This window comes from Streptomyces sp. NPDC050806, from assembly GCF_055586425.1.
Window position 1 is genome coordinate 330,541 of the sequence record NZ_JBVJIF010000003.1, and the last position, 20,245, is coordinate 350,785.

Consider the following 20,245-nt stretch of genomic DNA (forward strand, 5'->3'; position numbering starts at 1 on the left):
AAACACCACGAAAACCCCCGGCCGACTTGCGCACACCCCGGCACCGTGCGGCATACTTTTTGAACTGACTGGTCAGTTCAAGAGGGAGGGAACGTGGACAGCACCCCGCACGGGGCGGCGGTCAAGGCCCAAGGACTCGGGGTCAAAGGACCTCGCGGCTGGGCGTTCCAGGACGTCGACATCACGGCCGAGCCCGGCGCGCTGATCGCAATCGAGGGGCCGTCCGGCTCGGGCCGTACGTGTCTGCTGCTCGCGCTCACCGGACGCATGAAGACCGCGGCGGGCAAGGCCCGCGTGGCCGGCCTGTCACTGCCGAAGAAGATGGCCGCCGTACGGGGGGTCACGTCGCTGGCCCATGTGCCCGGCGTCTCCGAGCTCGACCCGGCCTTCACGGTCGCCGAGCACCTGCACGAACGCGCCCTGCTGGAGCGCCGCTTCGGCGGCCCCGTACGCGCGCTGCTGCGCCCGCGCCGTGAGCGCCGGGCCGAGGCCCGGGGCCGGATCGACACCGCACTGGAGGCCGCGGGCCTCGACCCGGAGACGCTGCCCAAGGGCGTGCGGACCTCCGTACGGGACCTGGAACGGCTGGAGGCGCTGCGGCTGTCCGTCGCGCTGGCGCTCATCGGCTCGCCGCGGCTGCTGGCCGTCGACGACACCGACATGAAGCTGTCGGACGAGGAACGGGTGCAGGCCTGGGCGATGCTCCGCGGGCTGGCCGAGGCCGGCACGACGGTACTGGCGGTGTGCAGCCAGGCGCCCGAGGACGCGGTCGTGGTCTCCACGGCGCGCCGCCCGGAGAAGCCGCGGCCCGAGCAGGCCGAGCAGGCCCCGGAGGACTCGACGGCCGGGCCGGACGCGTCCGAAGCCCCGGAGGGCGGCACGGAGAAGCCGGACGCCGCTACGGGCACCGAGAAGAACATGAAGAACGAGGAGGGGGCGGCGGATGCGCTCGCCGAAGCTGGCCGCGCTTGAGCTGAAGCGGTTCGGCAGGGGGAAGTTGCCGCGCGCGGCGCTGGTGGCCCTGCTGTTGCTGCCGCTGCTCTACGGGGCGCTCTACCTGTGGTCCTTCTGGGACCCGTACTCGCGCCTGGACAAGATCCCGGTCGCGCTGGTCAACTCCGACCGGGGCGCCTCGGCCGAGGGCCAGAAGGTCAACGCCGGTGACGACCTGGTCGAGGGGCTGAAGGAGAGCGACACCTTCGACTGGCACCCCGTGAACGCCGGCGACGCCTCCAAGGGGCTGGAGTCCGGCGCGTACTACCTGTCGCTGACCGTTCCCCAGGACTTCAGCAAGCGGATCGCGTCCAGCTCCGGCGACGACCCGGTGACCGGCGAGCTGAAGGTCCGTACGAACGACGCGAACAACTACATCGTCGGGCAGATCTCGCGGTCGGTCTTCTCCGAGGTGCGCGCTGCGGCCTCCGCGAAGTCCTCGCGCACCTTCCTCGACAAGATCTTCGTGTCCTTCTCCGACCTGCACGACAAGACCAAGGAAGCGGCCGACGGCGCCTCCGAGCTGAAGGGCGGCATCGGGAAGGCCAAGAAGGGCACCGGTGACCTGAAGGACGGTCTGGGCACCGCCAAGAAGGGCAGCGGCGACCTGGCCGACGGCGTGGACACCGCCAAGAAGGGCAGCCACGACCTGGCGAACGGCCTGAAGGATCTGGACTCCGGGGCCGGCAGGCTCGACACGGGGGCCGGCAAGCTCTCGACGGGCGCGGGCCGGGTGGCCGACGGCACCCAGCAGCTCGCCGACAAGGTCAACGCGGCGAACAAGGAGTACGGCCCCTTCGTGCGCGCGCACGGCAAGGAGATCGGCGAGGCCGCGCGCCTCGTGGCCGACGGTTCGCAGGCCGTACGGGACAACCTCGACAAGCTCCCGAAGGCCGCGTCCGACGGCGCCACGACCTCCCGTGCGCTGGCAAATCAAGTGGCGACCTTCTACAAGCTGCGCTGCGAGAAGTCTCTGACCGACCGCGACCCGTCCTGCACCACGCTCAAGGACATGCGCGACAGGTCCGACGCGGCGGCCGACAAGGCCGAGGAGGTCAGCGGGCTGGTCAAGAACGAGAAGAACCTCGCCCAGCTGAACAAGGACCTCGGCACGCTGCACAAGCTGGCCGTCACCCTGGCCGATCACGGTCCCACGCTGGGCAAGGACCTGGATGCCGCCGTCCAGCAGATCAACCAGCTCAACAAGGGCGCGCACACGGTGGCCACCGGAGCCGACAAGCTGGCCACCGGAGCGGGCGACCTGCACAAGGGCACCGGCACCGCCAAGAAGGGCGGCAGCGACCTGGACAGCGGTCTGGGCAGGCTGCAGACCGGCGCCGGCGACCTCGACGAGGGCATGGGCAAGCTCAAGAACGGCGCCGACACCCTCAACGGCGGCATGTTCAAGCTCTCGGACGGCTCCTCGAAGCTGTCCGACGGACTGCACGACGGCGTCAAGAAGATCCCGGACTACGACAAGGACCAGCGGGACTCGCGGACGAACGTGATGTCCGACCCGGTGCAGCTCGCCTCGGACTCGGCCCACAAGGCGCCCAACTACGGCACGGGCTTCGCGCCGTACTTCATCCCGCTGTCCCTCTGGGTCGGCGCGATGGTCGCCTACATGCTGATCCAGCCGCTGAACCGGCGTGCGCTGGCGGCCGGCGCGAGCGCCTGGCGGACCGCGGTGTCCGGCTGGCTCCCGGTGTTCGCCATCGGGGTGCTGCAGATCGCCGCCCTGATGTCCGTGCTGCACTTCGGGCTGGGCCTGGAGATGATGCACGCGGCGGGCACGATCGGCTTCCTGGTGCTGGCCACGGCCTGCTTCTCGGCGATCGTGCAGTGGCTGAACGCGCAGTTCGGCGCGGCGGGCCGGATCCTGGTCCTGGCGCTGCTGATGCTCCAGCTGACCTCCGCGGGCGGTACGTACCCCGTGCAGACCAGCCCCGGGTTCTTCAACGCGCTCCACCCGTACCTGCCGATGACGTACATCGTCGGGGGCCTGCGCCGCCTCATCACGGGCGGTGACCTGACACCCGTGTGGCAGGGCAGCATCGTGCTGGCGCTCTTCACCGTGGGCGCGCTCGCGCTCACCACGTGGACCGCGCGCGGCCGGCAGGTCGTACGGATGAAGGACCTGCACCCGGAGCTCAGCCTGTGAGCGCGCGCACCGCGGCGTCGGGGTCCCGGGCGGCGACGTCCGGGGCCCGGCGGGTCACCTCCGCTGCGCGTCCCGCGAGGGCGGGCGCCGCGGTGCCGCCCGCAACGGGCACAATCGCCTCCATGGACAGCTCCAACACGCGTCGTGAGGCGACCCGGCGCAAGCTCTTCGAGGCCGCGGTGACACTCATCGCCGAACAGGGTTTCTCCTCCACCACGGTGGACGAGATCGCCGAGCGGGCGGGCGTGGCGAAGGGCACGGTCTACTACAACTTCGCGAGCAAGAACGTGCTCTTCGAAGAGCTGCTGCGGCACGGCGTGGAGATGCTGGCCGGCTCGCTCCAGAACGCCGCCGACGAGGTGGCCGAACGCGGCGGCTCCCGGATCGACGCGCTGGACGCGATGATCCACGCGGGGCTGTACTTCATCTCCCAGTACCCGGCGCTCACCCAGCTCTACGTGGCCGAGCTGTGGCGCACGAACCGGACGTGGAACACCACGCTGATGATGGTGCGGGAGCGGGCCGTCTCCGTGGTCGCCGAGGTCATCCGCGAGGCGGTGGCGGCCGGCGAGCTGAGCGAGGAGATCGACATCCCGCTGACCGCGTCAGCGCTCTTCGGGATGGTGCTGGTGGCCGCGCTGGACTGGCAGTCCTTCCAGCCCGACCGGTCGATCGACGACGTGCACGCGGCGCTCTCCCGCCTCCTCCAGGGGCGGGTGAGCGGTCATCAGGGCGAGGGCGGCGCAGGTGCCGTGGCCGCACCGGGGCCGTCCTGAGGATGAGCACCCAGCCCTGAGTACCCGTACTCAGTGGAGGAGATGAGTAGGTACGCGGATGGGCCGCGACCTGCGCGGACGGGAGAGTGGAGACCACGGAGGGGAAGCCGGCACCGGCACCGCCGACACGGGGCGGCGGAACGGTGCGGCCTCCCCGACGTGGCAGGGGGAGCCACGGGGGAAACGGGGCTCCACGGGGGGCACGGGGGAACGGGGCTCCACGCTCCACGGGGGAGCACGGGGGAAGCACGGGGGCCCCGGGAAATCCCGGGGAGTACGGGGGAAGCACGGGGGCTCCGGGGAAACCCGGAGGAACGGGGGAAGCACGGGGGACGCGCTGTCCTGGTCGGATCGAAGGGGGAACGATCCGTGCCAGGGCAGCGCGCTTTTTCGTGCCCCGGTGTTGCATCCGGGTTTTCGTGACCCGGTTCTCGTGTCCGGGCCCCGGCGCGGGAGGCCGCCCGGCGGCGTTGTCAGTGGTCGCCGATAAAGTCACGGACATGGCACGGATTGCGGTGATCGGCGCCGGGACGGGCGCGATGGCGGCCGCCGCCCGGCTGGCCGTCGCGGGCCACCGGGTGGCGGTGTGGGAGCGCGGCGAGACCTACGGGGGCTCGCTGCGGCGGTTCGAGCGCGCCGGTTTTGGCTTCGACACCGGCCCCGGTCTGCTGCACCTCCCCGCCGTGCAGCGCGATCTCTTCGTCAAGACCGGCAAGGAACCGCTGGAAGACGTAGTCGACCTGGTGCAGGTCGACCCGGCGAGCCGCCACGTCTTCCCGGACGGCACGGACGTCGCCCTGCCGAACGCCTCACGGGCCGGGGTCACCGAAGCCCTGGACCACGCGCTGGGCGCGGGCGGCGGCGAGCGCTGGAGCGAGCTGCTCGGCCGCGCGCGGGAGGCCTGGGACCGGACCCGGCGGCCGCTGCTGGAGGAGCCGCTGTGGTCCGACTGGCAGGTGCTGGGGCGCGAGCCGTATCCCGCCGTCGGCCGCAAGGGCCTGCTCAAGCGGCGCCCGGCGCGCACCCTCGCCGAGGTCGCGGCCCTGGAGCTCAAGGACCCGCGGCTGGTCGCGCTGCTGGAGAGCCACGCGCTGGCGTACGGCTTCGATCCGCGCGAAGCCCCCGCGAGCGCCACGGTCCTGCCGTACATGGAGCAGACCTTCGGCACGTGGTACGTCGGCGGCGGCATGCGCGCGCTGGCCACCGCGCTGTACGAGCGCTGCCTGGCCCGCAAGGTGGAGTTCGCCTTCGGGGCCGAGGTGCGGCGGCTGGTGTGCAAGGACGGCCGGGCGGCCGGGCTGGAGCTGGCCGACGGGAGCGTCGAGGACGCCGATGTGGTGGTCGCGGGCGTCGACCCGTGGACGCTGGCGCGGCTGACCGGCGACTCCCCCGGCGCCGCCGGGCGGGTCCGCGGGACCGGCGACGTGCTGCCGCCGGCGGCGCCCCCGAGCGGGCGGTTCAGCGTGCTGCTGGCGCTGCGCGGCGGCCGGCCGGCGGACGCGGCGCACCGTACGGTCGTGCACACCGCGGACCGGGAGGCGGAGCTGACGGCCGTCTTCGGGGGCGGCGGGCTGCCGCAGGCGCCCACGGTGACGGTGCTGCGCCCCGACGACCCGGCCCAGCGGCCCGATGACGGCCACGAGGCGGTGACGCTGACGGTGACGGTCCCCGCGCACGCGGCGGGCGGTGCCGGCGGGGTGGACTGGACGGCGGACGGTGTGGCCGAGGGGTTCGCGGACCGGGTGATCGCGGCGGCCGGCGCCGCGGTGCCCGGGTTGCGGGACCGGATCCTGTGGCGCGGGATACGGACGCCGGCGGACACCGCCGCCGACACGGGCGCGGCGGGCGGCGCGGTGCCGGGTCCGGCGCTGGCCGGGCTGGAGGGCCGGGCCCTGGTCCCCGCCAACGGCACGCGGATACCGGGGCTGTACACCGCGGGCGGCTGGTCCCACCCCGGCGGCGGCCTGGCCCATGCGGGCATGTCCGGCGCGCTGGTGGCGGGCCTCGTCGTGCACGGCGACGACTGGCACGGCTCGCAGTAGCAGCGCGGCGCCGCAGCGGACGCCGGTCTCACCATCGGCAACGCACGGCAGCGCACAGCAGCCGACACTGGTCTCAGCAGCGGCAACGCGCGGCAGCGGGCACCGGTCTCACCAGCAGCACCGCGTGACAGCGGCCACGAGCCGGGCCAAACCGGACAGTGGGAAGCAGCAAGCGGCAGGCGGGCCGGGTTCCTCGGGAAGCCGACGGCATGCAGCGGGCCCATGCGGACCGGGCCGCCGTGCTCAGCAGCGGTACTGCTGCCCGCCGTGCTCAGTAGCGGTACTGCTGCCCGTCGTACCCCTGCTGGGGCGGGTAGCCGTAGCCCTGGTGCTCCGGCTGGTATTCGGGCTGGTGCGGGGGCTGCTCGGCGCCCGCGCGCTGCTGGGGTACCCAGACGCCGCCGGGCGGGGTGTCGGGGCCCGCTCCGTAGTGCTGGTCCTCGTAGCCCCCGCCGTACTGCGGAGGGACCTGGCCGCCGTGGCCGTACGGGTCGTGCCCGCCGTAGGGGTCGGCGGGCGCGTACGGGCCGGCCTGCGCATAGGGGTCGTAGGCGCCGCCGCCGTAGGGATCCTGCTGCGCGTACGGGTCCGCGTAGCCACCGTGGCCGTCGCCGTAGCCGTAGCCGCCGTAGGGGTCGGCGTAGCCGTCGTGGGCGGCGGCGGGCTCGTAGTAGCCGCCGTACGGGTCGTGCTGCGGGTGGCCGGGCCGGGCGTCGGTGCTGTATATGCCGTACTGGCCGGTCTCGTCGGGCATCGGCTCCGGGGCGTAGACCGGCGTGACCCCGGTGGCGTCGGCGTACGGATCGGCATAGCCGCCCGGGCGGGCGTCGTAGGCGTCCGCGTACGGGCCGGCGGCGTCGGGGGCGTGGCCCGCGGGGCTGTCGTACCCGCCCGGCACCCCGTCGGCGTCGTCGCCGTGGCCCGCCGCGTTCTCCCGCGGGCCGTCGTAGCCGTCATAGCCGTCGGCCGGGTCCGGGCCGGTCTGCGGCGCCGAGGCGTCCGGGGCGGTGCCGGCCGCGGCCGGGGAGCCGCCGCGTCGGCGGCGGCCGACCTTCGGTCTCCCCGCGGCCAGCGCCCAGCCCATCGTGAAGCCGCGGCGGAAGGAGAGCGTGACGTAGGTCTGGCCCACAGCGAAGGCCGCGGCGCCGATCGCGATGACCACGATCGACGGCAGGACCACACCGATGACGACGCCGAGGAAGCCGGTGAAGGCGAGGAGCCGCCAGCGCAGCCGGGCCTTGTACTGGAGCAGTACCTCGCTCAGCAGCCAGAGCGCCACGATGCCGAACGCGATGTAGAGGATCGTCCAGCCCATGTACGCCCCTGTTTCCGCCGCTGCGGGCACGTGGTCAGGTCTGCTGGTGCAGACCCAGATTCTCGTAGATTTCCAGCGTCGCCGTGGAGTGGTTCAGGGTAATGAAGTGCAACCCGGGAACGTCCTCGGCGGTCAAGCGTGCGCACAGCTCCGTGGCGTACTCGATGCCAATGGAGCGTACCGCCGCCGGATCGTCCTTGACCGCAAGGATGCGATCCGCCAGCTCCGGCGGGAATGCCGCGTTGCTGAGCTGGGCGAACCGCTCGATCTGCCGGACGTTCGTGACGGGCATGATCTCCGGGATGATCGGCGTTTCGCAACCGGCGGCGGCCACCCGGTCACGAAGGCGCAGATAGTCCTCTGCGTTGAAGAACATCTGGGTGATCGCGAAGTCGGCGCCCGCACGGCACTTGTCCACGAAGTGCCGGATGTCGGTGTCCCAGTCGGTCGAGCGCGGGTGCATCTCGGGGAAGGCCGCGACGCCGACGCAGAAGTCGCCGGACTCCTTGATCAGCCGGACCAGCTCGGCGGCGTACTCGATGCCCTCGGGGTGGCGCACCCACTCGCCCATCGGGTCGCCGGGCGGGTCGCCGCGCAGCGCGAGCATGTTGCGGATCCCGGCGCCTGCGTACTGGCCGATGATGTTCCGCAGGTCGGCGAGGGAGTGGTTGACCGCGGTCAGGTGGGCGACCGGGGTGAGGGTGGTGTCCGTGGCGATCCGCTCGGTCGCGCGGACGGTGCCCTCACGGGAGGTGCCGCCGGCGCCGTACGTCACCGACACGAAGGTCGGCGCGACGGCCTCGATCCGGCGAATGGCCTTCCACAGAGTCCGCTCGCCCTTCTCGGTCTTGGGGGCGGCGAACTCGAACGAATAGGACCGCTTGCCCGATGCGAGCAGTTCACGCACCGTACGCGCGCGGTCAGTCCTGGTGGAAGGGGTACCTAGGGCCATACCGGCAGGTTAACCACCGGCCTGGCAGCCCCCCAACCACGCCTTGCGAAATGCCCCGGTTTGCCGGGCTCCTGTTCACCAGTCGGACACTTCACGTCAGACCACTGCTCACTGCCCCGGACTTCGTGACGCTCCGTATGCGTGCGCCGTCACTCCGGGTGCGCGTCGCGCGTCAGACGTCGTACGCGCGGATCCGCTTCGCCAGCGCGGCCGCGGCGGCGCCGGGGTCCGCCGCCTCGGTGATCGCGCGCACCACCACGACGCGGCGGGCGCCTGCGGCCAGCACCTCGTCCAGGTTGTCCGCGTCGATGCCGCCGATGGCGAACCAGGGACGTGCGGGGCTCTGCGCGGCGGTGTACCGCACGAGGTCCAGGCCCGGGGCGTGCCGCCCGGGCTTGGTGGGGGTGGGCCAGCAGGGGCCCGTGCAGAAGTAGTCCACGCCCGGCGCGGTCAGGGCGGCGTCGACCTCCGCCTCCGCGTGCGTGGAGCGGCCTATGAGCACGTCGTCACCGAGGACGGCGCGGGCCGCCGGGACCGGCAGGTCGCCCTGGCCGAGGTGGAGCACGTCGGAGCCGATGGCGTGCGCGACGTCCGCGCGGTCGTTGACCGCGAGCAGCTTGCCGTGCCGCTTGCAGGCGTCGGCGAAGACCTCCAGGTGGGTCAGCTCCTCGCCGGCCTCCATGCCCTTGTCGCGCAACTGCACGATGTCCACGCCCGAGGAGAGCACGGCGTCCAGGAACTCCGGCAGATCGCCCTGCTCCTTGCGTGCCCCCGTGCAGAGGTACAGCCGGGCGTCGGACAGGGCCTGTCGTGCGGTGCTCATCGGGTGCTCCCCCCAGTCCGGGCGTACGGACCGGATCTGCCGGTCCGTACGCCCTGCGGTTACGGCGGTGATGACGGGTGTGTCAGACGGCGAGCGCCTGCGCCCGGCGCTTCACCTCCGTGCCGCGATTCTCACGCAGCGCCTGCGCCGGCGTGCCCGGCAGGGTCTCATCGGCGGTGAACAGCCACTCCAGCATCTCTTCGTCGGTGAAGCCGTCGTCCCGGAGGAGCGTCAGCGTCCCCACCAGGCCCTTGACGACCTTTCCGTCCTTGATGAACTCGGCCGGCACATGGAGGGCCCTGTTCTCACCGCGGCGCACCGCGATCAGCTGGCCCTCCTTGACCAGCTGCCGGACCCGCGTCACCTCGACGCCGAACTCCTCGGCGATGTCGGGAAGCGTGAGCCAGGCGGAAACCAGTCCATCGATCTTTGCGTCAATCTCGGTCACACCCCAAGCGTGCCATCCCCCACTGACAGTCGGTAGCCGGGCATCGCCATCAGTGCACACCACCGGCCACACCAGGGGTCCGGCCGCTCCTCAGAGCCCGGGCAGCGCAGCCGACTTCAGCGGCACCGAGGCGTCGGCGGCGCGTGCCCGGTCCAGCCGGGCGCCGCGCTCGATGAGCTTGCGGCCCTGCGCCAGATCGCGCGGCCTGCCCACCGCCAGCAGCGCCACCAGAGCGCCCTCCCGCAGCCACAGCGCCGTCCACGCCGCGCTCCCCGGGTCACCGCGCCAGACCAGCTCGTCGGCGACCGGGCTGTACCCGGCGCACTGCACGAAGCGGCCGAACTGCTCCGACCAAAAGTAGGGCACCGGGTCGTACACCGTGCCCTCCGCCTCGCACCGGGCGATGTTCGTGGCGACCGTGCGCGGCCCCTGAAGGGCGTTGTCCCAGTGGTGCACGAGGAGGCGGCGCCCGTAGCGCGCGGAGGGGAAGGAGGCGCAGTCGCCGACCGCGTACACATCGGGCAGCGAGGTGCGCAGCCGCTCGTCGGCCCGTACGGAGCGGTCCTCGCACAGCTCGACGCCCGAGCCGGCCAGCCAGTCGGTGGCGCACCGCGACCCGATGCCGATCACCACGGCGTCCGCGGGCAGTGACGTGCCGTCCGCGAGCACGACGGCGCCCTCCTTCACGGCGGCGACCCGGGTGCCCGTACGGAGCACGGCGCCCGCGTCGGCGTACCAGCGGGCCATGTGGGCGGCGACCTCCTCGGGCAGCGCGCCGGCCAGCGGGCGGTCCGCCGCCTCCACGACGGTGACCGCGCAGCCGGCCTCACGGGCGGCGGTGGCGAACTCCGCGCCGATCCAGCCGGCGCCCACCACCACGACGCGCTGCTGCGCCGAGAGCACCGGGCGCAGCCGCTCGGCGTCGTCCAGGGTGCGCAGCACGTGGACGCCCGGGACGCCCTCGCTCCCGGGGAGGGTGGTCGCCTCGGCCCCCGTGGCGATGACCAGGCAGTCGTACGGAACGGGGCCGGTGTCCGTCAGCACCTCGTGCGCGTCGGCGGCGAGTCCGGTGACCCGCCGGCCGAGCTCCAGGTCGATGCCGAGGGAGGCGAAGTCGACGTCGAAGGCCGAGCCGTCCGCCTTGCCCAGCAGCACCGCCTTGGAGAGCGGCGGCCGGTCGTAGGGCGGGTGGGGTTCGGCGCCGAGCAGGGTGATCGTGCCGCGCCAGCCCTGTTCGCGCAGGGCAACGGCGGTCTGCACGCCCGCCATCCCCGCGCCGACGATGACGACGCGGCGCGAGCGGTCGGGGGTCCGCGAGTACTTGCTCTGCTGGCTCACTCGATCACTCTAGGACGCGGTCCTTCGACTGGCTCAGCACCGCGCGACGAGATCTCTGACACAGGGTCACGGTCCGGCCGCGCAGAGCACCCTTACGACGCGTCGGGCACGCGTACTACTCTGACGGCATCTGTACTCGCGGGAGCCCGGACGCACCGGGCTGAGAGGGAGGCTGCGGCGGCCTCCGACCGTACGAACCTGATCCGGGTCATGCCGGCGAAGGGAGGGGCTGGACACTCATGCATCCACCTGCACGTATGTCGCCGGGGACGGCTTCCGGGCACCCCGACGTGGTGATCGTCGGGGGCGGTCTGGCGGGGCTCGTGACGGCCTGGCGCGCCGCCCAGCGGGGCCTGCGCACGACGGTCGTGGATCCGGCGCCGGGCGGCGGCGCGGCGCGCGTCGCGGCCGGCATGCTGGCCGCCGTCACCGAGCTGCATTACGGCGAAGAAACGCTCCTTGGGCTGAATCTCGACTCTGCCGCGCGCTACCCGGCGTTCGCCGCCGAGCTGGCCGAGGCGAGCGGCCGGGAGCTGGGGTACCGGCGGTGCGGCACGCTCGCCGTGGCCCTGGACGCCGACGACCGCGCCCACCTGCGCGAGCTGCACGCGCTGCAGCACCGCTGCGGCCTGGACTCGGAGTGGCTGACGGGCCGCGAGTGCCGGAAGCTCGAACCGATGCTCGCGCCGGGTGTGCGCGGCGGACTCCGGGTGGACGGTGACCACCAGATCGACCCGCGGCGGCTCGCCACGGCCCTGCTGACGGCCTGCGAGCGGGCCGGGGTGGCGTTCGTACGGGACCGGGCCGGACGGCTCTCCGTCGCCGACGGCCGGGCCACGGGCGTCGAGCTGGCGGACGGCACGCCGCTGCCGGCCGGGCAGGTCGTGCTGGCGGCCGGCAGCTTCAGCGGACTGCTGGCCGGGGTGCCGGAGCACGTGCGGCCGCCGGTCCGGCCGGTCAAGGGCCAGGTGCTGCGGCTGAAGATCCCCGCCGCGTACGGCCCGTTCCTCTCCCGCACCGTGCGCGCCGTCGTACGCGGCGGCCCGCTCTACCTGGTGCCGCGCGAGAACGGTGACATGGTCGTCGGCGCCACCAGTGAGGAGCTGGGCTGGGACACCACGGTGACCGCGGGCGGCGTCTACGAGCTGCTGCGCGACGCGCACGAGCTGGTGCCGGGCATCACGGAGCTGCCGCTGGTCGAGACGATCGCCGGGCTGCGTCCGGGCTCGCCCGACAACGCGCCGCTCCTCGGCCCCAGCGCGCTGCCCGGCCTCCTGATGGCCACCGGCCACTTCCGCAACGGCGTGCTGCTCACCCCGGTCACCGGCGACATCATGGCCCACGCGCTGACCGCCGGCGAGCTGCCCGAAGAGGCGCGGCCCTTCACGCCGCTGCGCTTCGGGCCCGCAGTCGCCTCTTCCCCCTCTTCGGCGCAGCGCGCCGCACTTCAGGAGCAGACCGCATGACCCTCCAGCAGGCACCCGAAGCCGCCTCCGGGCCGGCGCCCGTGACCGTCTCCGTGAACGGCGAGCCCCGCGAGGTACCGGCAGGGCTGCCGCTCGACCGGCTCGTGGCGACGCTGACCACCGCTGCCGGCGGGGTGGCCGCGGCCGTCAACGAGGAGGTCGTGCCGCGCGGCCAGTGGCCGGCGACCCCGCTCGGTGCCGGGGACCGCATCGAGGTGCTCACCGCAGTACAGGGAGGCTGATCCGTACAGATGACCGAAACGCACACCCTCGAAGAGACGGCCGCCCCCGAGGCGGCGCCCGCGGCGGACCCGCTGGTCATCGCCGGTACCGCCGTCCGCTCCCGGCTGATCATGGGGACCGGCGGTGCGCCGAGCCTGGACATCATGGAGCGCTCGCTGCTCGCCTCGGGCACCGAGCTGACCACCGTGGCGATGCGCAGGCTGGACCCGACGGTGCAGGGTTCGGTGCTCTCCGTACTGAACAGGCACGGCATCCGGACACTGCCGAACACCGCGGGCTGCTACACCGCCGGCGAGGCGGTGCTCACCGCCCGGCTGGCCCGTGAGGCGCTCGGCACGGACTGGGTGAAGCTGGAGGTCGTCGCCGACGAGCGGACCCTGCTGCCGGACCCGGTGGAGCTGCTGGACGCGGCCGAGACGCTGGTCGACGACGGGTTCACCGTCCTGCCGTACACCAACGACGACCCGGTGCTGGCACGCAAGCTGGAGGACGTGGGCTGCGCGGCGATCATGCCGCTGGGCTCCCCCATCGGCTCCGGGCTCGGCATCCGCAACCCGCACAACTTCCAGCTGATCACCGAGCGGGCCGGGGTGCCGGTCATCCTGGACGCCGGGGCCGGCACGGCCTCGGACGCCGCGCAGGCGATGGAGCTGGGGTGCGCCGCGGTGATGCTGGCCTCGGCGGTGACCAGGGCGCAGGAGCCGGTCCTGATGGCGCACGCCATGCGGCACGCGGTCGAGGCGGGCCGACTGGCGTACCGGGCGGGCCGGATTCCGCGCCGCCACTTCGCCGAGGCGTCCTCGCCGGCCGCGGGTCTGGCCGAGCTGGACCCGGAGCGGCCCGCCTTCTGAGCGATCTGCGCCAGGGGCGTGAGGCGGGTGGACGGCTGCTCGTAGACTCGTCTGCCGTGGACACCACCCTCCAGGACCCCATGGTCGGACAGCTGCTCGACGGCCGTTACCGCGTAGAGGCGCGGATCGCCGCCGGCGGGATGGCGACGGTCTACCGCGCCGTCGACACCCGGCTGGACCGGGTGCTCGCCCTGAAGGTGATGCACCCGTCCCTGGTCGCGGACGCCTCGTTCGTCGAGCGCTTCATCCGGGAGGCGAAGTCGGTCGCCCGGCTCTCGCACCCGAACGTGGTCGGCGTGTTCGACCAGGGCACGGACGGTTCGTACGTGTACCTCGCGATGGAGTACGTCGCGGGGTGCACCCTGCGGGACGTGCTGCGCGAGCGCGGCGCCCTGCAGCCCCGCGCCGCGCTGGACATCCTGGAGCCGATCCTGGCGGCGCTGGGCTCCGCGCACCGCGCCGGCATGATCCACCGCGACATGAAGCCGGAGAACGTCCTGATCGGGGACGACGGCCGGGTCAAGGTCGCCGACTTCGGACTGGTCCGGGCGGTCGACACGCACACCACGGCCTCCACCGGCACGGTCCTGGGCACCGTCGCCTACCTCGCGCCCGAGCAGATCGAGGACGGCGGCGCGGACACCCGCGCGGACGTCTACGCCTGCGGCGTGACGCTGTACGAGATGCTCACCGGCAGCAAGCCGCACGACGGCGGCACCGCGGCCCAGGTGCTCTACCAGCACCTCCACGAGGACGTGCCGCCGCCCTCCGGGCTCGTGCCGGGGCTGCCGCCCGAGCTGGACGACCTGGTGGTCGAGGCGACCGCGCGCAACCCCGAGGTGCGCCCGCAGGACGCGGTCACCCTCCTCGCGCTGGCCAGGAACGCCCGCGCGGCGCTCACCGAGGAGCAGCTGGACGCGGTGCCTCCGGGCGCGAAGCCGGCGACCGGTACGGCGGGCTCGGAGGACCGCACGAGCGTGATCCAGCGCGCCGCCGCGGTGCAGCTCTCGCTGCCCGGTACGGACGACGCCGACGACGCCGCGGGGCACACCAGCCGGCTGCCGACGGCGGCCGGCGCGGACGCGCGGACCGACCGGCTGCCCACCGCGGGCGGCGGACGACGCGCGGGGACCTCCCGCGTGCCGCGCCGCAGGACGCTCACCGTGGTGCTCGCCGTGCTGGCGGCCCTGCTGCTCGGCACGGGCGCCTGGTACGTCACCACCGGCCAGTTCACGACCGTGCCCGCGGTGCTGGACATGACGCAGGCCAAGGCCGAGCGGACGCTGCACGACGCCGGACTGGACGTGAACGTGGCGCATGCCTACAGCTCCACCGTGGAGCGCGGGCACGTGATCTCCACCGCCCCGGAGAACGGCAAGCGCATCCGGGGCACCGGCACGGTCACCGTCACCCTCTCCAAGGGCCCGGACATCGTCTCCGTACCCGACCTGTCGGGCACCCCGGTGGCCGACGCGCGGCGCAAGCTGCGCGACCGGGGGCTGACGCCGGGTACCGAGCGCAAGACGTTCAGCGACGAGGTGGCCAAGGGCTCGGTGATCCGTACGGACCCGGCCGCGGGGGCGAAGCGGCGGCCCGATACGGCGGTGGCGCTGACCGTGAGCCGGGGCCGCGCGATCGACGTGCCGGACGTGGTCGGCGACGAGCGGGCCGACGCGGCGGACGAGCTGCGCGAGGCCGGCTTCCGGGTGAAGACCGCCACGCAGCCGGTGTACTCCCCCGAGGACAAGGGCACGGTCGCGCGGCAGTCCCCGGGTGAGGGGAAGACGCTGGGCGAGGGCGACACGGTGACGCTCACGCTGTCCAAGGGCCCGCAGATGGTCGAGGTGCCGGACGTCGGGGGCGAGAAGGCCGCCGACGCGAAGAAGACGCTGGAGGACGCGGGCTTCGAGGTCGAGGTGAAGAAGCCGTTCCTCTTCCCGTCGGACACGGTCGACAGCCAGTCCGTCGACGCGGGCGACACCGCCCCGAAGGGCAGCACGATCACGATCACGCTGGACAGCAAGCTGTGAGGCGTACCTGACAGTCGGGGGCGCCCGGCCGCCTGGCACCCTTGACGGGTGAGCACTTCCCCGCAGCGCGCCCGTGAGCGCAATCCGATCGGCGGCCACGTCCCGGTGGCCGGCGGTCTCGCCAAGGTCGGCATCCCGTACGCGGCGGACATCGGCGGCGAGGCCGTCCAGGTCTTCGTCGCCAACCCGCGCGGCTGGGCCACCCCGCCCGGCAATCCGATGCAGGACGAGGCGTTCCGCGCGGCCTGCGCGGAGCGTGCGATCCCGGCGTACGTGCACGCGCCGTACCTGATCAACTTCGGCTCGCACACCCCGGCGACGGTCGAGAAGTCCGTGGAGTCCCTGCGGCACTCGCTGCGCCGTGGTCGCGAGATCGGGGCGCTCGGCGTGGTCGTGCACACCGGCTCGGCGACCGGCGGACGGGAGCGGGCGACGGCGCTGGCGCAGGTGCGGGAGCACCTGCTGCCGCTGCTGGAGGAGCTGACGCACGACGACGACCCGTGGCTGCTGCTGGAGTCGACCGCCGGACAGGGCGCCTCGCTGTGCTCGCTGGCGGAGGACCTGGGCCCGTACCTGGACGCGCTGGACCGGCACCCGAAGGCCGGGCTCTGCCTGGACACCTGCCACGCGTTCGCCGCCGGGCACGACATGGCGGCGCCGGGCGGCACGAAGGCGCTGCTGGACGAGCTGGTGGCGGTGGCCGGCGAGGGCCGGCTGAAGCTGATCCACGCCAATGACTCCAAGGACGTGGCGGGGGCGCACAAGGACCGCCACGAGAACATCGGGTCCGGCCACATCGGCGCCGAGCCGTTCGGGGAGCTGTTCCGGCACCCGGCGACCGCGGGCGTGCCTCTGGTGATCGAGACGCCGGGCGGCAAGGAGGGCCATGCGGCGGACGTGGCCCGGCTGAAGGCGCTGCGGGACGGCGGAGACACACCCGGGACTCCTTGAGGAATACCCTAGGGGGGTATACGGTTCCCGTCTTCGGCGGGAATCGTTCCTTCTGGATGGGGGCTTCCATGCAGCAGCATCAGCACGCACCGGCCGGACACCACGAGCACGCCCACACCCCGGCCGGCTGGGCGATGGCCGCGAAGGCCACCCTGCACTGCCTCACGGGGTGCGCGATCGGCGAGGTCCTCGGCATGGTGATCGGCACCGCACTGGGCTGGCACAACGTGCCGACGATGATCCTCGCCATCGTCCTGGCGTTCGTCTTCGGCTACTCACTCACGCTGCGCGGCGTCCTGCGGGCCGGGGTGGGCTTCCGGGCCGCCGTCAAGGTCGCACTGGCCGCCGACACCCTCTCGATCGCGGTGATGGAGCTGATCGACAACGGCGTGATCGCTCTCGTGCCGGGCGCGATGGACGCCCATCTGTCGGAGTGGCTGTTCTGGGGAGCGCTGGCGTTCTCGCTGGTCATGGCGTTCCTGGTGACCACACCCGTGAACCGCTGGATGATCGGCCGCGGCAAGGGGCACGCCGTGGTGCACCAGTACCACTGAGGGCGGCCGGGAACCGCAGGAGTGCCGAGGGGCGTACGGCTCAGAGTTCCGGGCCGTCGCCCGGTACCTCCTGGTAGGAGTAGCGCTGCTCACGCCACGGGTCGCCGAGGTTGTGGTAGCCGCGCTCTTCCCAGAAGCCGCGGCGGTCCGCCCTCATGTACTCGATGCCGCGGACCCATTTGGGGCCCTTCCACGCGTACAGGTGCGGCACGACGAGCCGTACGGGGAAACCGTGCTCGGCAGTGAGCAGCTCGCCGTCCCGGTGACTGGCGAAGAGGCAGCGCTCGTCCGCGAAGTCCGCCAGCGGGAGGTTGGAGCTGAAGCCGTACTCGGCCCAGACCATCACATGGGTGACATCGGGGTCAGGCGGCGCCAGATCGAGCACCGTACGTGTCAACACCCCGCCCCATTCGGCACCCAGCATGCTGAATTTCGTCACGCAGTGCATGTCGGCGACGACGGTGGCATACGGCAGCGAGGTGAATTCCTCGTGCGTCCAGCAGTGCTTGTCCCCGTCGGCCGTGGCGCCGAAGACCCGGAATTCCCAGCGTTCGGGCCGGAACTTGGGCACGGGTCCGTAGTGTGTGACCGGCCATCCGCGCTGCAGTCGCTGCCCCGGAGGCAGCTGAGGAAGCTCCTCTTCGCGGCTATCCGGCTGACCCATGTCTCCATGGTGTCAGACCGGAAGGGGTGCTGATGACCAGGGCGGGACCGATTCGGGCAACTCCCACTAAGCGTGCACTTACTGGACGCTCCATGCACCCCGGTGCAAGGATGCCCGGCACCTGTCCAGTCGTCGTGTGGAAGGAGCCTTGCAGTCATGCAGGGAGATCCCGAGGTCATCGAGTTCCTGAACGAGCAGCTGACCGCCGAGCTGACCGCGATCAACCAGTACTTCCTGCACGCCAAGCTGCAGGATCACAAGGGCTGGACCAAGCTCGCCAAGTACACGCGCGCGGAGTCCTTCGACGAGATGCGCCACGCGGAGGTGCTCACCGACCGCATCCTGCTCCTGGACGGCCTGCCCAATTACCAGCGGCTCTTCCACGTCCGCGTCGGGCAGACGGTGACCGAGATGTTCCAGGCCGACCGGCAGGTCGAGGTCGAGGCCATCGACCGGCTGCGGCGCGGTATCGAGGTGATGCGGAACAAGGGCGACGTCACGTCCGCCAATGTCTTCGAGGCGATCCTCGCCGACGAGGAGCACCACATCGACTACCTGGACACCCAGCTGGAGCTGATCGAGAAGCTCGGCGAGGCGCTCTACCTGTCCACGGTGATCGAGCAGACCGCACCGGACTCGGCGGCGTGACCGAAGACGGGCGGCTCCGTCGCCCGGCGGGCGGCTAGGCGGCTTCGGGCAGCTCCGCCGACGCCGGCGCGCCCCGATCGGGCAGCTCCTCCAGCGCGGGGGCGCCCTTGTCGGCCAGCTCCCGGCGGGGGCAGGCGCCACGGCCCAGCAGGGCCTGGATGCGCTTCACGCAGCCGCCGCAGTCGGTGCCGGCCTTGCAGGCGGACGCGATCTGGCGCGGGGTGCAGGCGCCGGTGTCGGCGTGTTCGCGCACCTTTTCCTCAGTGATTCCGAAGCACGAGCAGACGTACACGCGGTCACCCCCGTCCTTCCCGTAGCTTCGGATGATCTTGAGTGAGGTTACCCTTACCTTACCCGCCATCGCGGGTGCTTAACAACGCAGTGGGGCGCGGATCACAGGATCCGCGCCCCACTTTGCGTCTACGCGCCCGTCTACTGGTCCCGGTACATCTCCGCGACCAGGAATGCCAGGTCCAGCGACTGGCTGCGGTTCAGCCGGGGGTCGCAGGCCGTCTCGTACCGCTGGTGCAGGTCGTCGACGAAGATCTCGTCGCCGCCGCCGACGCACTCGGTGACGTCGTCACCGGTGAGCTCGACGTGGATGCCACCGGGGTGCGTGCCGAGCGCCTTGTGGACCTCGAAGAAGCCCTTGACCTCGTCCAGCACGTCGTCGAAACGGCGCGTCTTGTGGCCGGAGGCCGCCTCGTAGGTGTTGCCGTGCATCGGGTCGGTGATCCACGCGACCTGCGCACCCGAAGCGGTGACCTTCTCCACCAGCGTGGGCAGCTTGTCGCGGATCTTGTCCGCGCCCATGCGGGTGATGAAGGTCAGCCGGCCCGGCTCGCGGTCCGGGTCCAGCCGGTCGATCAGCGCGAGGGCGTCCTCGGGCGTGGTCGTCGGGCCGAGCTTCACACCGATCGGGTTGTTCACCTGGGCGGCGAACTCGATGTGCGCGTGGTCCAGCTGCCGGGTCCGCTCACCGATCCACAGCATGTGGCCGGAGACGTCGTACAGCTTGCCGGTACGGGAGTCCGTACGGGTCAGCGCCGTCTCGTAGTCGAGCACCAGCGCCTCGTGCGAGGCGTAGAACTCGACGGTCTTGAACTCCTCCGGGTCCACCCCGCAGGCGTTCATGAAGTTCAGCGCCCGGTCGATCTCGCGCGCCAGCGCCTCGTAGCGCTGGCCCGAGGGCGAGGACTTCACGAAGTCCTGGTTCCAGGCGTGCACCTGGCGCAGGTCGGCGTAGCCGCCGGTGGTGAAGGCGCGCACGAGGTTCAGCGTGGCGGCGGAGGCGTGGTACATCCGCTTCAGCCGCTCGGGGTCCGGGATCCGGGCCGCCTCGGTGAACTCGAAGCCGTTGACGGAGTCGCCGCGGTACGTCGGCAGGGTCACGCCGTCGCGGGTCTCGGTCGGCTTGGAGCGCGGCTTGCTGTACTGACCGGCGATCCGGCCGACCTTCACGACGGGAACGGACCCGGCGTAGGTGAGGACGGCGCCCATCTGGAGCAGCGTCTTGAGCTTGTTGCGGATGTGCTCGGCCGACACCGCGTCGAATGCCTCGGCGCAGTCGCCGCCCTGCAGCAGGAACGCCTCTCCACGGGCGACTGCTCCCAGGCGCTCGCGCAGCTGGTCGCACTCGCCCGCGAAGACGAGCGGCGGATAGGACTCGAGCTCCGCGATCACATCGCGCAGAGCCTCTTGGTCCGGCCAGTCAGGCTGCTGCGCCGCGGGCAGGTCTCGCCAGGTGTGGCCACCGGCGTGGATTTCAGCGTTCACGGTCACCTCGTCAACATTACGGGGTCTTCGGGGCCGTCCAGTACGCCGACCGCAGTATGAGACAGGACCCACAGAGCCCACCGTGCCATCGGGTAGGCTGCAGACCATGTTCGCGCACACATCCATGAACTGGTGGTGGACCGCTCATCCGGCGGCCCACTGATTCGCGCGTACACCACTGACTGCGAAGGCCGCCCGAGGGGCGGCCTTCGGC

General features: G+C 72.2%; 21 protein-coding genes and 1 riboswitch. Of the genes, 12 read left to right on the forward strand and 9 right to left on the reverse strand.

Annotated features, from left to right (window positions below):
• Positions 1 to 93 precede the first annotated feature (93 nt).
• Both ACZ6WH_RS10785 and ACZ6WH_RS10790 read left to right on the forward strand, forming a co-directional pair.
• Entirely contained in the window at positions 94 to 972 is an 879-nt protein-coding gene (locus ACZ6WH_RS10785) for an ATP-binding cassette domain-containing protein (RefSeq protein WP_469727544.1), read from the forward strand.
• Positions 944 to 3,154, forward strand: coding sequence for a YhgE/Pip family protein (locus tag ACZ6WH_RS10790; protein WP_432853174.1), 2,211 nt, complete (start codon positions 944 to 946; stop codon positions 3,152 to 3,154). Before ACZ6WH_RS10785 ends, ACZ6WH_RS10790 begins: the two co-directional genes overlap by 29 nt.
• Here ACZ6WH_RS10790 and ACZ6WH_RS10795 read toward each other — a convergent pair.
• Positions 3,144 to 3,278: a hypothetical protein gene (locus ACZ6WH_RS10795; protein WP_469727546.1), complete on the reverse strand. Its 135-nt coding sequence runs from the start codon at positions 3,276 to 3,278 to the stop codon at positions 3,144 to 3,146. The genes ACZ6WH_RS10790 and ACZ6WH_RS10795 overlap by 11 nt on opposite strands.
• Between ACZ6WH_RS10795 and ACZ6WH_RS10800 the strand changes: the two genes are divergently transcribed.
• Both ACZ6WH_RS10800 and ACZ6WH_RS10805 read left to right on the forward strand, forming a co-directional pair.
• Positions 3,277 to 3,930: a TetR/AcrR family transcriptional regulator gene (locus ACZ6WH_RS10800; RefSeq protein WP_432853179.1), complete on the forward strand. Its 654-nt coding sequence runs from the start codon at positions 3,277 to 3,279 to the stop codon at positions 3,928 to 3,930. The two genes, ACZ6WH_RS10795 and ACZ6WH_RS10800, sit on opposite strands and share 2 nt — an antisense overlap.
• 500 nt (positions 3,931 to 4,430) lie before the next feature.
• Positions 4,431 to 5,972: a phytoene desaturase family protein gene (locus tag ACZ6WH_RS10805; protein ID WP_469727548.1), complete on the forward strand. Its 1,542-nt coding sequence runs from the start codon at positions 4,431 to 4,433 to the stop codon at positions 5,970 to 5,972.
• A gap of 271 nt (positions 5,973 to 6,243) precedes the next feature.
• On the opposite strand, the gene ACZ6WH_RS10810 is transcribed toward ACZ6WH_RS10805, so the two are convergent.
• The 5 genes from ACZ6WH_RS10810 to ACZ6WH_RS10830 form a co-directional block, all read right to left on the reverse strand.
• On the reverse strand, positions 6,244 to 7,287 hold the full coding sequence (locus ACZ6WH_RS10810) for a hypothetical protein (RefSeq protein ID WP_469727550.1): 1,044 nt from the start codon (positions 7,285 to 7,287) through the stop codon (positions 6,244 to 6,246).
• A gap of 34 nt (positions 7,288 to 7,321) precedes the next feature.
• The gene (gene metF / locus ACZ6WH_RS10815; RefSeq protein ID WP_361560743.1) at positions 7,322 to 8,239 is read right to left on the reverse strand and encodes a methylenetetrahydrofolate reductase [NAD(P)H]; all 918 of its coding nucleotides are present in this window, start codon (positions 8,237 to 8,239) and stop codon (positions 7,322 to 7,324) included.
• Between the two features lie 172 nt (positions 8,240 to 8,411).
• Complete coding sequence (gene thiE / locus ACZ6WH_RS10820) at positions 8,412 to 9,062, reverse strand: thiamine phosphate synthase (RefSeq protein ID WP_469727552.1); 651 nt, start codon at positions 9,060 to 9,062, stop codon at positions 8,412 to 8,414.
• 82 nt (positions 9,063 to 9,144) lie between these two features.
• Positions 9,145 to 9,510 carry an Rv2175c family DNA-binding protein gene (locus tag ACZ6WH_RS10825; protein ID WP_346100301.1) on the reverse strand — a complete coding sequence of 122 codons (366 nt, stop codon included), beginning with the start codon at positions 9,508 to 9,510 and terminating at the stop codon, positions 9,145 to 9,147.
• A gap of 90 nt (positions 9,511 to 9,600) precedes the next feature.
• The gene (locus ACZ6WH_RS10830) at positions 9,601 to 10,779 is read right to left on the reverse strand and encodes an NAD(P)/FAD-dependent oxidoreductase (protein ID WP_469728000.1); all 1,179 of its coding nucleotides are present in this window, start codon (positions 10,777 to 10,779) and stop codon (positions 9,601 to 9,603) included.
• 197 nt (positions 10,780 to 10,976) lie between these two features.
• Positions 10,977 to 11,090: riboswitch (TPP riboswitch) on the forward strand.
• Here ACZ6WH_RS10830 and thiO point away from each other — a divergent pair.
• The 6 genes from thiO (at position 11,088) to ACZ6WH_RS10860 (ending at position 16,943) form a co-directional block, all read left to right on the forward strand.
• A complete protein-coding gene (thiO, locus tag ACZ6WH_RS10835; protein ID WP_469727554.1) occupies positions 11,088 to 12,314 on the forward strand; it encodes a glycine oxidase ThiO in 1,227 nt (408 codons plus the stop codon). (Overlaps the previous riboswitch by 3 nt.)
• The gene (gene thiS, locus ACZ6WH_RS10840) at positions 12,311 to 12,556 is read left to right on the forward strand and encodes a sulfur carrier protein ThiS (RefSeq protein WP_469727555.1); all 246 of its coding nucleotides are present in this window, start codon (positions 12,311 to 12,313) and stop codon (positions 12,554 to 12,556) included. Before thiO ends, thiS begins: the two co-directional genes overlap by 4 nt.
• A 9-nt stretch (positions 12,557 to 12,565) precedes the next feature.
• The gene (locus ACZ6WH_RS10845) at positions 12,566 to 13,408 is read left to right on the forward strand and encodes a thiazole synthase (RefSeq protein WP_469727557.1); all 843 of its coding nucleotides are present in this window, start codon (positions 12,566 to 12,568) and stop codon (positions 13,406 to 13,408) included.
• A 56-nt stretch (positions 13,409 to 13,464) separates the two neighbouring features.
• Complete coding sequence (pknB, locus tag ACZ6WH_RS10850) at positions 13,465 to 15,438, forward strand: Stk1 family PASTA domain-containing Ser/Thr kinase (RefSeq protein ID WP_469727559.1); 1,974 nt, start codon at positions 13,465 to 13,467, stop codon at positions 15,436 to 15,438.
• A 48-nt stretch (positions 15,439 to 15,486) separates the two neighbouring features.
• Complete coding sequence (locus ACZ6WH_RS10855; RefSeq protein WP_469727560.1) at positions 15,487 to 16,389, forward strand: deoxyribonuclease IV; 903 nt, start codon at positions 15,487 to 15,489, stop codon at positions 16,387 to 16,389.
• A gap of 68 nt (positions 16,390 to 16,457) precedes the next feature.
• Complete coding sequence (locus ACZ6WH_RS10860; protein ID WP_469727562.1) at positions 16,458 to 16,943, forward strand: DUF4396 domain-containing protein; 486 nt, start codon at positions 16,458 to 16,460, stop codon at positions 16,941 to 16,943.
• A 40-nt stretch (positions 16,944 to 16,983) separates the two neighbouring features.
• On the opposite strand, the gene ACZ6WH_RS10865 is transcribed toward ACZ6WH_RS10860, so the two are convergent.
• Positions 16,984 to 17,607 (reverse strand): sulfite oxidase-like oxidoreductase, encoded by a 624-nt coding sequence (locus ACZ6WH_RS10865; protein WP_432853209.1) that lies wholly within the window; start codon positions 17,605 to 17,607, stop codon positions 16,984 to 16,986.
• 156 nt (positions 17,608 to 17,763) lie between these two features.
• Between ACZ6WH_RS10865 and bfr the strand changes: the two genes are divergently transcribed.
• Positions 17,764 to 18,255, forward strand: coding sequence for a bacterioferritin (gene bfr / locus ACZ6WH_RS10870; protein ID WP_432853211.1), 492 nt, complete (start codon positions 17,764 to 17,766; stop codon positions 18,253 to 18,255).
• Between the two features lie 34 nt (positions 18,256 to 18,289).
• On the opposite strand, the gene ACZ6WH_RS10875 is transcribed toward bfr, so the two are convergent.
• On the reverse strand, positions 18,290 to 18,547 hold the full coding sequence (locus ACZ6WH_RS10875) for a (2Fe-2S)-binding protein (RefSeq protein ID WP_469727564.1): 258 nt from the start codon (positions 18,545 to 18,547) through the stop codon (positions 18,290 to 18,292).
• 140 nt (positions 18,548 to 18,687) lie between these two features.
• Entirely contained in the window at positions 18,688 to 20,037 is a 1,350-nt protein-coding gene (locus ACZ6WH_RS10880; protein WP_399708159.1) for a class II 3-deoxy-7-phosphoheptulonate synthase, read from the reverse strand.
• A 100-nt stretch (positions 20,038 to 20,137) separates the two neighbouring features.
• Here ACZ6WH_RS10880 and ACZ6WH_RS10885 point away from each other — a divergent pair, with 100 nt between their 5' ends.
• The gene (locus ACZ6WH_RS10885) at positions 20,138 to 20,194 is read left to right on the forward strand and encodes a trp operon leader peptide (protein WP_361560921.1); all 57 of its coding nucleotides are present in this window, start codon (positions 20,138 to 20,140) and stop codon (positions 20,192 to 20,194) included.
• The last annotated feature ends 51 nt before the right edge of the window (positions 20,195 to 20,245 follow it).

Excerpts from the sequence above, each read along its gene's own strand:
- ACZ6WH_RS10790 (WP_432853174.1), top strand. The coding sequence starts at position 944 with ATGCGCTCGCCGAAGCTGGCCGCGCTTGAGCTGAAGCGGTTCGGCAGG.
- ACZ6WH_RS10800 (WP_432853179.1), top strand. The coding sequence starts at position 3,277 with ATGGACAGCTCCAACACGCGTCGTGAGGCGACCCGGCGCAAGCTCTTC.
- ACZ6WH_RS10795 (WP_469727546.1), bottom strand. The coding sequence starts at position 3,278 with ATGGAGGCGATTGTGCCCGTTGCGGGCGGCACCGCGGCGCCCGCCCTC.
- ACZ6WH_RS10805 (WP_469727548.1), top strand. The coding sequence starts at position 4,431 with ATGGCACGGATTGCGGTGATCGGCGCCGGGACGGGCGCGATGGCGGCC.
- ACZ6WH_RS10810 (WP_469727550.1), bottom strand. The coding sequence starts at position 7,287 with ATGGGCTGGACGATCCTCTACATCGCGTTCGGCATCGTGGCGCTCTGG.
- metF (WP_361560743.1), bottom strand. The coding sequence starts at position 8,239 with ATGGCCCTAGGTACCCCTTCCACCAGGACTGACCGCGCGCGTACGGTG.
- thiE (WP_469727552.1), bottom strand. The coding sequence starts at position 9,062 with ATGAGCACCGCACGACAGGCCCTGTCCGACGCCCGGCTGTACCTCTGC.
- ACZ6WH_RS10830 (WP_469728000.1), bottom strand. The coding sequence starts at position 10,779 with ATGGCGGGCGTGCAGACCGCCGTTGCCCTGCGCGAACAGGGCTGGCGC.
- thiO (WP_469727554.1), top strand. The coding sequence starts at position 11,088 with ATGCATCCACCTGCACGTATGTCGCCGGGGACGGCTTCCGGGCACCCC.
- thiS (WP_469727555.1), top strand. The coding sequence starts at position 12,311 with ATGACCCTCCAGCAGGCACCCGAAGCCGCCTCCGGGCCGGCGCCCGTG.
- ACZ6WH_RS10845 (WP_469727557.1), top strand. The coding sequence starts at position 12,566 with ATGACCGAAACGCACACCCTCGAAGAGACGGCCGCCCCCGAGGCGGCG.
- ACZ6WH_RS10860 (WP_469727562.1), top strand. The coding sequence starts at position 16,458 with ATGCAGCAGCATCAGCACGCACCGGCCGGACACCACGAGCACGCCCAC.
- ACZ6WH_RS10865 (WP_432853209.1), bottom strand. The coding sequence starts at position 17,607 with ATGGGTCAGCCGGATAGCCGCGAAGAGGAGCTTCCTCAGCTGCCTCCG.
- bfr (WP_432853211.1), top strand. The coding sequence starts at position 17,764 with ATGCAGGGAGATCCCGAGGTCATCGAGTTCCTGAACGAGCAGCTGACC.